Source organism: Vibrio tubiashii (genome assembly GCF_028551255.1).
Classification (GTDB): Bacteria; Pseudomonadota; Gammaproteobacteria; order Enterobacterales; family Vibrionaceae; genus Vibrio; species Vibrio tubiashii_B.
The window spans coordinates 560,678-571,966 of sequence record NZ_CP117030.1; the positions used below are offsets into that span (position 1 = coordinate 560,678).

Genomic DNA, 11,289 nt, shown 5'->3' on the forward strand with positions numbered 1-11,289 from the left:
GCCCAGTTCAAATAACGATCAACTAATTTTGTTCTCCTTGCTGATGAAGTGCGTAGGAATAGGAGTAACAATGAAGACAAAGGTGTACTCATGAGTTTTAAAAGCCGTTTAGATAAGTTGGCACCTAATTTTGAAGCAGGTGGAAAGTACGAAAAAATGTATCCACTGTACGAGGCGGTCGCGACTATTTTCTATACACCTGGTTTGGTGAATAAGGGCCAAACCCACGTCCGTGACAGCATCGATCTGAAGCGCATCATGATTATGGTTTGGTTAGCGACATTTCCGGCCATGTTTTGGGGGATGTACAATATCGGTAACCAATCCTCTATAGCGTTGCTAGCAAGCTACTCCTCTGAAGAGTTAGTCAACATAGTTGACGAGAATTGGCGTCTTGCTTTGGCTTTTGGCACAGCCGAAGGGATAATGGGTGCTACTTGGTGGAGCAAGCTACTACTTGGTGCAAGCTACTTTTTTCCTATTTACGCCACAGTGTTTGTTGTGGGTGGTTTTTGGGAAGTTCTCTTTGCAATTGTCAGGAAACATGAAGTTAATGAAGGCTTTTTTGTAAGCTCAGTTCTCTTTTCTCTTATCTTGCCTCCTACGATACCGCTGTGGCAGGCCGCTTTAGGTATAACGTTTGGTATTGTCGTTGCCAAAGAAATTTTTGGTGGGACTGGGCGTAATTTTCTGAACCCTGCACTCGCTGGTAGAGCATTTCTGTATTTTGCCTACCCAGGCAACATGTCGGGTGGGTTGGTTTGGGTCGCAGCAGATGGTTACACCGGTGCAACCCCTTTAAGTCAGTGGTATGAGCAAGGGAACGCTGGACTAATCAATAACGCAACGGGCGAGCCTCTTGTGTGGCTAGATGCGTTTATAGGGAACCTACCAGGCTCGATAGGAGAAGGTTCAACGCTTCTTATAGCCATCGCGGGGATAATACTTATCGGCATGAGGATCGCTTCGTGGAGGATTGTTGCGGGGGTGATCGTGGGACTAGTTATTACTTCAGTTCTTTTAAATTTCATTGGGTCGGACACCAACCCAATGTTTTCTATGCCCTTCTACTGGCATTTTGTTTTGGGTGGTGTGGCATTTGGTACTTTCTTTATGGCGACTGACCCCGTTTCTGCTGCCTTTACCAATAAGGCTAAGTGGGCATATGGAATACTTATTGGTGTCATGACTATCGGTATCCGTGTGCTTAATCCTGCTTATCCTGAGGGGATTATGTTAGCCATTTTGTTTGCTAATTTATTTGCTCCTCTGTTCGATTTCATGGTGAAAGAGGCTGCGATAAAAAGGAGGAATCAACGTCGTGCCTCATAAGATTAAGAAACAGGATTTACCTGAAAAGGTTTGTACTGTTTGCAATCGACACTTTGCTTGGAGAAAAAAGTGGGCAAAGTGCTGGCACGACGTAAAGTACTGTTCAGAACGTTGTAGAAAGAGTAGATAAAGCTAAATTGATGATTACCACGGTATTGCTTCTCCTGAATAATCGTAAAAGTTACCGCTGTCATCGATGCTTTTCGACTCAATGATATCTATCAAATCCTTCGCGACCTTTTCTGGGCTAAACAGCTTTCCTTTTGGTACGTTTGCTTGAAATGGTAGAGACAGTTCTGTGTCTGTTGTACCAGGGTGAAGCGATAACACTGTTGCTTTTGGGAGCGTCCGTTTCCATTCTACTGATAATGTTTTGATTAGCATGTTGAGTGCCGCTTTGGAGCTTCTATAGCTATACCATCCCCCTAAGTGGTTATCAGATATACTGCCGACTCTCGCAGATAAGGTTGCAAACTTGGGAAATTCACTTGATTTGAGTTTGGCTGAGAAGTATTTAGCGAGAAGCAATGTTGGCAGCGTATTGATAGCGATATTTTCTAAGAAAAACTCACCGGAGACGGAATGGAGGTTTTTTTCAGGCCCTTGGTGCTCATTGTGGAGAAAACCAACGCAGTTAATAATCCAATCTAAGTGGTCAATCCTGCTGGCAAGGCGCTCGATAGACTCTTCTTCATGAATATCCAACTGGTGCCAATAGACTTGATTGCTCCTGTGTCTGTTGTTTGAGCGAAAATAGGTGCCATGTATTTCCGTATTCTCATATCTAAATAAACACTCATTTACTAAAGCGGCTCCAATGCCACCGCTCGCACCCACTATTAGTACTTTCATTGTGTTTGTCCTGTGAAACTCATTTAGTTGACTAATACGTTGCAAAATTCTTAGGACATCAACAATCAAACAGAGAAATACACATGTTTCTTAACTAAGAATTTGATGGTTTATTCGCCTGTTTATGTGATCAAAGGCAAATATTGAGTCCATTTGTGCATGATCTTGAAGGAAATGTGAGTAGTGGGTGCAAATTTCAATATTCATAGACTAAATTTATATGTGCTGGGTTTCTTATAGGGGCAAGGTGTATCTAGAATGCCGGTTTTAAAAAGTAAAAAATTGGCGCTTGGTGTATCTGTGTTAGTGCTATGCACTGTGGTTGCGGGCGTGATTATTGGGATGAAGGTAGATAAAAAGACCTCGTCTTCTCACATCAAAATAGGGGTGTCCTTAACACCTTCCTCGTCGCCATTCCTAATCGCTGAGCAGCTTGGCTTGTTCAAACATTTTGGCCTAGATGCCACACTATTCCCTTGTTCAAGTGGAGCGGCTTGTACTCAGCTAATGCTGGATCAAAGCGTCGATTATGCTATCGCTTCTGAATCGGTCGTGATGTTCCAAAGTTTTGAACGAGACGATCTCACTCTGCTTGCGAGTTTTGTTGAATCTGATAACGACCTCAAACTTCTCACGCTTACCCCTGTTAATATACGTAGCGTTGCCGACCTTGATGGTAAGCGGGTAGGGATTGTAAAAGGCACCGCCAGTGAGTTTTACTTTGATTCTGTGCTTATCAGTAATAGTGCTCAGGAGATCGAAGTAGAAAAAATTTACCTACAGCCTCATGAACTTGTGCCTGCACTTCTTTCTTACCGTGTTGAAGCAATATCCGCGTGGGAGCCGATGGGGTTTGAAGCCAATTTATTGTCTGTCTCTGAAGTGTCCAATTTAGGTACAAAAGGTGTGTATCAACTTTCCTTTAACCTCATTACACGGTCACCATATCTTGAATTCGTCGGAGATGAGCCAGTTCGATTACTACGAGCACTGGATATGGCTAACGAGTGGATTAACTCCAACCCTGACAAAGCGCTAAGTATCATTTCACAAAGATTGGATATACCCCTTAACCAAATCGAATGGTCTTGGGATGATTATTTGTTTCGCTTATCTTTGGGTAACTCGCTACTTTCTAACCTTCAGCTTCAGTCTCGCTGGGCAATTGAAAATGGCTTTGTTGAGGATACACCGCCTGACTTCCGTCAAATTTTGTATTCCTATCCATACCAACAAGCCGTGGCGTTGAGGGATTAAGCGATGTTGGACTCACTGTTTAAAAAGATGTTCATCTTATCGACAACCACCATGATTCTAACTTTGTTTATTGTGGTCTCTTTCTTCAAGATTAATGAACAGCAAAAGGTCACCAAAGTCGAGCTTGATCAAATCATCGACTTACAGCTGTGTGTCGATTTGCTCAGAAGCCAATTGTGGGTGTTTAAACAGTTCGGTGATGGCTCTAGTCTTAACCAAGTAGAGGTGGCGCAAGCGGAGCTTTCAACCAAACTCACTGCCTACAAAGGGAGTAATATCCAACTCGACAATCTTCAACGGATGAACCACAGCTTGCATACACTTTTGATTAGAGAGAAGCAGCTTTATTTTGTTGGGGCTGAGGGCAATGCAGATGATGCTGCTTCTATTCTAAATGCAAGGAACCTTCTCCATTCTCGCTACAACATGATTGTGCAAAACATGACGGAGGAATTGGCATACGTTCATCGATTAGTGGTTAAAAGAAATGCTTCTTCGCTAGAAAACGTCATGTCGACTGCGGCGGCGTGGTTGATTCTGTGTTCGATTTTGGTGAGTGTCACGGCATGGTTAATCCTGTTCCGCTTTAAATCAGGGGCTGAAGCGATGAAAGCAGCGATTCTGAATCTGGCGCAAGGCCGATTAGATACCAAAGTCGAAGCAGTGAAGATGGACAGTGAGTTTCGTGTGATCGCGAATTTCTTTAACCAGATGACGGTCTCTTTGTGTCACTCGACAGTAACCAAGCAAGAGCTTGAAGAAGAGATCATTCGACAAACCAAACAGCTCAAGCATAAGCAAGAACAACTGCTGTTTTTATCTGAGCATGATCCACTCACGAATTTAATGAATAGAAGAGCCTTCGATAAACAACTAGAACAGTCAATTGTTAGGGCCAAGCGAACAGGACATAAATTCGCGCTACTGTTTATCGATTTAGATGACTTTAAAAACGTCAATGATAATTATGGTCACGATGCAGGTGATTACGTGTTGGTTAAAATTGCTGAGCGCCTGTCAGATTGCGTTCGAGAGTCTGACATTGTAGGAAGACTGGGGGGCGATGAGTTTGTGGTTTGCCTCGATTTGCTTAAAGATTTGGAAGGTGTTCCTGGGAAAATCGCTCAAATTGGGGAAGTGATTAAATCTCCAATCGTTTTTGCTGGCCATTCATTGAGTGTGGGTTCGAGCATCGGGATTGCCTGCTTCCCAGAGCAGGGGACAACCAAAGATGAGCTAATCTGCATTGCCGATAAAGCCATGTATGTTCAGAAAGAATGTAAGGATCAAGTGCAGGCAGAGCAAGAAGAAAAATCGGACTCACAAAAGACGCAAAACGTGGTAAAGCTATTTGCGCAAGGTAACAAACAATAGCTCAGTGTAAAATAGGATTAACACCTTCAAAATATGTGATTTGTCACTAATTCTAGACTTCTTTATCAATAATCGACATTTTATGCAGGTTTGATTCACGCCTCTTTTGTGAATCGTAAAGGGATAGGAAGTCTAAGAATGGATAAAGAACATAGTATGCGCGAGAACTTACTCGCGTTAACTCTAGGTAGTGCCTTAGTATCTTTAGGTGTTATCTTTTTCAATAAAGTCGGTCTGTTAACTGGCGGTACAGCTGGTTTAGCGATCTTTTTAACTAAAGTCAGTGATTTTAGCTTCGGTCAGGTGTTCTTCGCACTAAACTTACCGTTTTATCTCCTCTCAATCACTCGTATGGGCTGGCGCTTTACACTCAATACTTTTATTGCAGTAACGATAGTTTCATTCGCCGTTGACCATTTGCATCATGTGATTGAAATTGCACGTATTGACCCGTTTTATGCAGCCTTACTCGGTGGTGGCATGATAGGCATAGGTATGCTAGTCATATTCCGCCATAAAATGAGTCTCGGTGGTTTCAATATTCTTGCGCTGTTCTTACAAGAGCGATTTGGGATTCGTGCCGGAAAAGTACAGATGGCGCTCGACTGCTCCATCGTTGTCATGTCGCTGTTTATTGTCGATATCTCATTGATTCTACTCTCAGTGGTGGGAGCAATCGCAACCAACTTGATACTGGCTATGAACCACAAGCCAGGGCGGTATCAACCTCAGGCAACCACGGTTTAAAGCTGCCAATCAACGAAATAGGCTTAGCAACTCGCTAAGCCTTTCATTTTCTACCTATTGTTCAACGCTTGGTTAAACAGCGAAACCTCTTTGGAATCTATTGAGTATCCGCTATTACAGGCTGCGTGTAGCGTTGCCGCGTATTCAATATTAAAGTAGCGAAAGAGTCCTTCAAAGAAGCTGTGAAAAGTCGGGCAGATCGCCTGTTTACCTGAACTGGTGAGTACAAAACCACGCTTAGATTCTAATGCTCTTGCTTTAGGTTTTAGCTCTGCAACATCTAACAGCTCGGTCATTCTATCAATCAGCGCCTTCATAGGGGCTGTTACCGAGTACCAGTAGATGGGTGACGCAAAGATAATATTGTCTGATTCAAGCATCTTTTCAACAAGCGGATAAAAGTCATCGACTGGATAGCGGTTTTCGTAACGATAGGGTGTGATAGTGAGCAAATCAATATCGACAACCTCGACTGTATGATCTGCTGCTATGTGTTCAATTGTTTTGGCAGTATTGCCTTGTTTGTTCGCGCTAGAGAAGAGTACTAATGTCTTCATTTATAAGTCCTTTTCATTGTCATCGAGATTCGATTAAAGGACTATAAAACCTCAACCATAGTTGAGGTAAAGCACTCTTTACTTTTTACTTATCACTAGTTAGCTGCTAACAATTTTGATAGACGCGAAACACTGTTAATGCCTTCTGGCACTTGGGTGCGTTGAGGGTTGTAGTAAATCGCCTGCAGACCTGCTTCAAGCGCTGGGTAAATATCCTTATCTAAGTTGTCTCCAACCATAGTGACTTGTGAAGCACTGTCTCCGAGAGATTCGAGTATTGCTTGGTAAAACTCAGGGCTGTTTTTCTCAAGAGCTAAGTTCGCTTTACAGAAATAGCCATTGATATACGGGTCTAACCCGACACGTTCAAACGCTTGCTGAATTTCAGACTCGGTAGATTCTTGCGCACTGGTTGCAACGTAGATGGTGTGATTTTTACTCAGCGCTTTAAGTGTTTCTTCGGCTTCTTCAACGGCTTCGACTTGAGGCCAAAGATACATTTTTCCTTTTTGCTCAGCGAAGTCGACCATGAGGGTATCCCCCCAATCGAACAGATAGACATGGCTCATCCTAAGCCTCCTATTAGGTTAATTGGTTTATCAAAATTCATTCTAACCTTACCAAGGTAAATTTCACCACTAATTGCTTATATTTACCATGTGAATAATATCTGTGTGAATGGTGTCTGATTAAGTGATTGTTTTATAGGGATATCCATGTTGGCATTTGATTTGCTCATACAGGTGATATTATAAAAATGAATGAGAATTTAAGTTAGGTATCATCTGTTTTTATAAAATTAGTAGGTTAGCTGGATAGTTTCGAATTAATTGGTGTCGAAGCACTATCCGCACGTATAAATAACGATAATAGAAAACGAGGATTTCTAATGACGACTAAGCCGTTACGTTGGTTGCTACCTTTTATCATCTTAGGTGGTGCTTATGCTGGTTATTCAACAATAGCCTCTAGTGCGCCTGAAACTCTAGAAAGTAAACCTCCCAAGGCACCTCCAATCGTGAAAGTCTCGAAGGTTGCGTCGAGCGATCACAAAGTAGTAATTACTAGCCACGGAGAGCTACAACCCGTTGAAGTTACGCAGCTTTCTGCTCAAGTGTCCGGTGAGGTGGTTAGCTGGCACCCTAACTTTGTCGTCGGCGGAATTGTTAAGCGGGGCGAAGTGCTGTTTCGTATCGAGAGTGATAACTATCAAGCGGCAGTGCTCCAAGCTGAGGCGCAATTAGCGAGTGCTAGAGCGGCGTTAATCGAGGAGAAAGCAAAGGCTGAAGTAGCGAAACGTCAGGCTAAAAATCTGCCACAAAAACAAGTGACAGATCTGTACTTACGTAAACCTCAGCTACTTAGTGCTGATGCGCAGGTGAAGTCAGCCTTAGCAGCGCTTAAACGTGCAAATCGCGATCTTGAAAACTGCAAGGTGGTCGCTCCCTATGATGCGTTAGTAGTGGCGAAAGATATTGGTGTGGGGCAATTCATCTCAGCGGGTGCTCACGTTGCGACGCTTAACAATGTAGAAGCAGGAGAAATTCACATTCCTATCGCAGGGTTTGACAGTGCGTTCCTACCACAAGATTACGCAGGTATCCCGGCACAAATCATCCAGCGAGGCATCAATAACATTCGCCGTGAAGGCAAGATCGACCGTGATTTAGGCGTGGTGGATAGCAGCACTCGGATGATTAACATGGTCGTCAGAGTTGATAATCCTTATGCAATTGATAGTGACCAAGCACCAATGAAGTTTGGTTCTTATGTCGAGGTTCAATTTGCGGGTAAAGAGTTAAAGCATATCTATCGCCTTCCTCAGGAGCTGGTCAACAATCAACAGGTATGGGTCGTCAATGAACAAAACCAACTTGAGCCACGCGTAGTCAATGTCTTGCGGGCAGAAAAAGAGTTCATGCTGATCAATCAAGGCTTAAGTGATGATGACCAAATCGTATTGACTGTGCCTGAGTATCCGCAAAAAGGGCTGCAAGTCGAAGTCGCGGTTCAAGACAGTTCATCGGATAGGTAGAGGCGAGTCATGGAAGAGAACAAACAGAAAGGTTTGATCGCCTATTTTGCCAATAACTCTGTCGCGGCGAATTTGCTCATGGCCTTTATATTGATCATTGGTACGGTCAGCTTCTTCTTTATCCAGCGACAGATGTTCCCCAATATTGAAGTGAACTACATCAATGTCAGTGCTCAGTATCCGGGGGCTTCACCGCAAGAGATTGAAGAAAGTATCCTGATTAAGTTAGAAGAGTCGCTCAAAGATGTTACGGGCATTAAAAAAGCCGTGTCTAGCGCTTATCGAGGCAGTGGCAACATTGAGCTAGAAATCGGTGTTGATGAAGATATTGATACTGTGCTTGATAAAGTGAAACAGAAGGTCGATTCGACCTCTAATTTCCCAGACGCAATGGAGCCGATTCAAGTTTACCAATATGAATGGCGACAAGATGTTATTGAGATGGCGTTAGTTGGTGATAGAACCCTGCTTGAACTTAAGCCTATCGCCAAACAAATAGAAGATGAGCTTCTTCAGCTGAATAATGTTGCTCTAGTAGAGCTCGGTGCTCCGGAGTATGAAATTGCTGTTGAAATAGAGCCTAGAGTTCTTCAAAAGTATAGCCTGACACTCAACGATGTCAGCAATGCAATCAAGCGTTACTCAGCGAACTACTCTGCTGGTGAAGTGAGAACCAATGCCGGAATGATCTCGGTTCGAATAGAGAACCAGTATTACAAAGGCGAGGAATTCAGAGCCATTCCAGTCAAGATTGGCGCAAATGGCGGTAAGGTATTGTTGCAAGATATCGCAACGATCAAAGATGGATTTACGGAAGACGATCGATACTTCCGTTACTCTGGCCAAAACGCAATGTATCTCTCGGTTAAAGCAACCAAAGACCAAAATATGGTGACCGTTGCTGAGTCCGTCAAAGCTTACATCGAGCAGAAAAACCAAACTTTGCCGTCTGACTTAAAAATCAAAACACTGGTCGATATGACCTATTACCTTAACGCTCGCCTCGATATGATGCTCAAGAACCTATTGCAAGGTGCAGTCTTGGTTGCACTCATGCTAAGTCTGTTCTTGCGCGTTAAGCTTGCCATGTGGGTGATGATAGGGCTTCCGGTTTGTTTCTTGGGTGCGGTGATGATGATGCCTGCCATTGGCGTGAGCATTAACATCATTTCTTTGTTCGCATTTATCATGGTACTCGGTATTGTTGTTGATGATGCTATTGTCATAGGGGAGAGCGCCTACAGCGAAATTGAGAGAAGTGGAGGCGGTGTTGAAAACGTTGTTCGTGGCGTAAAACGTGTCGCGACGCCAGCAACGTTTGGTGTGCTTACGACTATGGCCGTGTTTGCACCATTTTTAATGTCAAAAGGTATAGAAAGTGCGTTCTTCTTTGGTATCGCTTCCATCGTGATTCTTTGCCTGTTCTTTAGTTTGATTGAGTCTAAGCTGATTTTGCCATCGCACTTGGCACACTCTAAGTTTAAGCCGATCAAAAAAGGCAGTTGGCGAGATAGATTCAACACGCGCTTTTTTGGTTTTATCAATGGACCTTATAAAAGGTTTGTAAAGTGGTGTACCCACTGGCGTTGGAGTGTGTTTGCCACCTTTATTGGCGTGTTAGCGATTACCATTGCTATGGTCATGGCTAGCTACGTCAGAATCGTACCATCACCTAAAGTACCTCATGACTTTCCAAGTATAAAGTTGGTCATGAATGACAATGTTTCCAGTGAGCAAACCATAGAGGCGCTGAAGTTAATTGAGTCGACAGTTCTAACTATTGATCAAGAGATAGAGCAAGAAACGGGTCAGAAGATGATTCGTGACATTCTTACGTTCAGTCAGGGGAGAAAAGAAGGTCGGCTTGTAATTCCGCTTGTCGATGAAGAACTCAGGCCATTTAACACCTTTGAGCTTGCAAGGCGCTGGCGCGAACGTATACCAAGTATTCCAGGGCTGAAAATGCTTAACGTGTCCGATAACGTTAATGATGACGAAAAGGGCGATGAATTCGGGTTCCTACTCTACGGTTCTGATATCGAGAGTCTGAATTCGGCGGGTCGTGAGTTAATCCTCAATTTGCAGCAACAGAAGGGCTTGTTTGATATCTCGTCTTCCATCGATTCTGGTAGTCAGGAAGTGTTACTTTCGCTCGCACCAGTCGCATACGATCTAGGGTTAGATCTGTTCGATATCGCGACGCAGGTGGGTGGTAGTTTCTATGGTGGGGAAGCACAGCGAGTCTTACGCGATGGTGAAGAAATCAAAGTCATGGTTCGCTATCCGCAGTTAACCCGTGAGGCTTTCTCTTCATTGCGTTATGCAGTAATTACAACGCCTGAAGGCAAGAAAGTCATGTTAGGCGATGTGGTTGAGATTAACCAGAAACCAGGTGTGAGCAGTATTCGACGTGAAGGGGGCTATCGAAGTGTGTATGTCTATGGCTCGATTGATGAAGAACTTGTCGAACCGAACCAAATCGTCGAGCAAATCAATACCGAGGTGATCCCTGATATTTTGACTGCTTACCCAGGCGTTAAGAGCGAATTGGGCGGAACAATCGAAGAGCAGCAAGCTCAACAAGACGAGCAAATCATCCTCTTTATCGCAGGCATGATCATTGTGTACATACTGCTAGCCGTTCCACTAAAGAGTTACACTCAGCCATTAATCATCATGTCGGTGATTCCATTTAGCCTAACAGGTGCAATATGGGGTCACTATTGGTTTGGCTTAGATCTCAGCATGATGTCGACATTCGGCCTTATTGCGGCGGCAGGTGTTGTGGTTAACGACTCTTTGGTTATGACCGATTACGTCAACCAAGTAAGAGCGCGCGGTGTCGCAATTAAAGAGGCGGTCATCGAAGCAGGATGTGCTCGTTTCCGAGCGATTACGCTGACTTCAATCACTACCTTTGTTGGGGTACTGCCGATCATGTTTGAAACAAGTCTGCAGGCGAAGTTTGTTATCCCAATGGCAGTAGCACTTGGCTTTGCCGTCCTGTTTGCTACCTTGCTAACCCTGATACTAGTGCCATGTTTGTATCTCATGCTAGAGGATATCAAAGGGATATTTGCAAGACTAAAGAGGCTGATAACGCGAAACAAAAGCCAAGCTGAAATCTTGCCTTAA

Annotated in this window: 10 protein-coding genes; 7 read left to right on the plus strand and 3 right to left on the minus strand. The window is 43.7% G+C overall.

All coding sequences use genetic code 11. The annotated features are described in order from the left end of the window. Window positions 1-90: 90 nt before the first annotated feature. Window positions 91-1,332 carry an NADH:ubiquinone reductase (Na(+)-transporting) subunit B gene (locus LYZ37_RS17915; protein WP_272788194.1) on the plus strand — a complete coding sequence of 414 codons (1,242 nt, stop codon included), beginning with the start codon at window positions 91-93 and terminating at the stop codon, window positions 1,330-1,332. Beyond that, window positions 1,322-1,462, plus strand: a complete 141-nt coding sequence (locus tag LYZ37_RS17920; RefSeq protein WP_420794638.1) for a DUF2256 domain-containing protein — start codon at window positions 1,322-1,324, stop codon at window positions 1,460-1,462. The genes LYZ37_RS17915 and LYZ37_RS17920 overlap by 11 nt, the downstream gene beginning before the upstream one ends. Before the next feature lie 14 nt (window positions 1,463-1,476). Here LYZ37_RS17920 and LYZ37_RS17925 read toward each other — a convergent pair whose 3' ends face one another. Beyond that, window positions 1,477-2,184, minus strand: a complete 708-nt coding sequence (locus tag LYZ37_RS17925) for an SDR family oxidoreductase (RefSeq protein WP_272788195.1) — start codon at window positions 2,182-2,184, stop codon at window positions 1,477-1,479. Window positions 2,185-2,442: 258 nt separating this feature from the next. Between LYZ37_RS17925 and LYZ37_RS17930 the strand changes: the two genes are divergently transcribed. From LYZ37_RS17930 to LYZ37_RS17940, 3 genes are all read left to right on the plus strand, one after another. Then, window positions 2,443-3,441: an ABC transporter substrate-binding protein gene (locus LYZ37_RS17930; RefSeq protein WP_272788196.1), complete on the plus strand. Its 999-nt coding sequence runs from the start codon at window positions 2,443-2,445 to the stop codon at window positions 3,439-3,441. A 3-nt stretch (window positions 3,442-3,444) separates the two neighbouring features. After that, on the plus strand, window positions 3,445-4,815 hold the full coding sequence (locus LYZ37_RS17935) for a diguanylate cyclase domain-containing protein (protein ID WP_272788197.1): 1,371 nt from the start codon (window positions 3,445-3,447) through the stop codon (window positions 4,813-4,815). A 138-nt stretch (window positions 4,816-4,953) separates the two neighbouring features. Continuing rightward, window positions 4,954-5,562, plus strand: coding sequence for a YitT family protein (locus LYZ37_RS17940; protein WP_171320830.1), 609 nt, complete (start codon window positions 4,954-4,956; stop codon window positions 5,560-5,562). A gap of 50 nt (window positions 5,563-5,612) precedes the next feature. Here LYZ37_RS17940 and LYZ37_RS17945 read toward each other — a convergent pair whose 3' ends face one another. Together LYZ37_RS17945 and LYZ37_RS17950 are read right to left on the minus strand one after the other, a co-directional pair. Continuing rightward, on the minus strand, window positions 5,613-6,119 hold the full coding sequence (locus tag LYZ37_RS17945) for a flavodoxin family protein (protein WP_272788198.1): 507 nt from the start codon (window positions 6,117-6,119) through the stop codon (window positions 5,613-5,615). A 95-nt stretch (window positions 6,120-6,214) separates the two neighbouring features. Further along, entirely contained in the window at window positions 6,215-6,688 is a 474-nt protein-coding gene (locus LYZ37_RS17950; RefSeq protein WP_272788199.1) for an HAD family hydrolase, read from the minus strand. Window positions 6,689-7,008: 320 nt separating this feature from the next. On the opposite strand from LYZ37_RS17950, the gene LYZ37_RS17955 reads away from it, so the two are divergent. Both LYZ37_RS17955 and LYZ37_RS17960 read left to right on the plus strand, forming a co-directional pair. Next, window positions 7,009-8,154: an efflux RND transporter periplasmic adaptor subunit gene (locus tag LYZ37_RS17955; protein WP_272788200.1), complete on the plus strand. Its 1,146-nt coding sequence runs from the start codon at window positions 7,009-7,011 to the stop codon at window positions 8,152-8,154. Between the two features lie 9 nt (window positions 8,155-8,163). Then, on the plus strand, window positions 8,164-11,289 hold the full coding sequence (locus tag LYZ37_RS17960) for an efflux RND transporter permease subunit (RefSeq protein WP_272788201.1): 3,126 nt from the start codon (window positions 8,164-8,166) through the stop codon (window positions 11,287-11,289).

What these genes read in the sequence shown, in the direction of transcription:
- LYZ37_RS17915 (WP_272788194.1), top strand. Translation starts at nt 91, where the DNA reads ATGAGTTTTAAAAGCCGTTTAGATAAGTTGGCACCTAATTTTGAAGCA.
- LYZ37_RS17925 (WP_272788195.1), bottom strand. Translation starts at nt 2,184, where the DNA reads ATGAAAGTACTAATAGTGGGTGCGAGCGGTGGCATTGGAGCCGCTTTA.
- LYZ37_RS17930 (WP_272788196.1), top strand. Translation starts at nt 2,443, where the DNA reads ATGCCGGTTTTAAAAAGTAAAAAATTGGCGCTTGGTGTATCTGTGTTA.
- LYZ37_RS17935 (WP_272788197.1), top strand. Translation starts at nt 3,445, where the DNA reads ATGTTGGACTCACTGTTTAAAAAGATGTTCATCTTATCGACAACCACC.
- LYZ37_RS17940 (WP_171320830.1), top strand. Translation starts at nt 4,954, where the DNA reads ATGGATAAAGAACATAGTATGCGCGAGAACTTACTCGCGTTAACTCTA.
- LYZ37_RS17945 (WP_272788198.1), bottom strand. Translation starts at nt 6,119, where the DNA reads ATGAAGACATTAGTACTCTTCTCTAGCGCGAACAAACAAGGCAATACT.
- LYZ37_RS17950 (WP_272788199.1), bottom strand. Translation starts at nt 6,688, where the DNA reads ATGAGCCATGTCTATCTGTTCGATTGGGGGGATACCCTCATGGTCGAC.
- LYZ37_RS17955 (WP_272788200.1), top strand. Translation starts at nt 7,009, where the DNA reads ATGACGACTAAGCCGTTACGTTGGTTGCTACCTTTTATCATCTTAGGT.
- LYZ37_RS17960 (WP_272788201.1), top strand. Translation starts at nt 8,164, where the DNA reads ATGGAAGAGAACAAACAGAAAGGTTTGATCGCCTATTTTGCCAATAAC.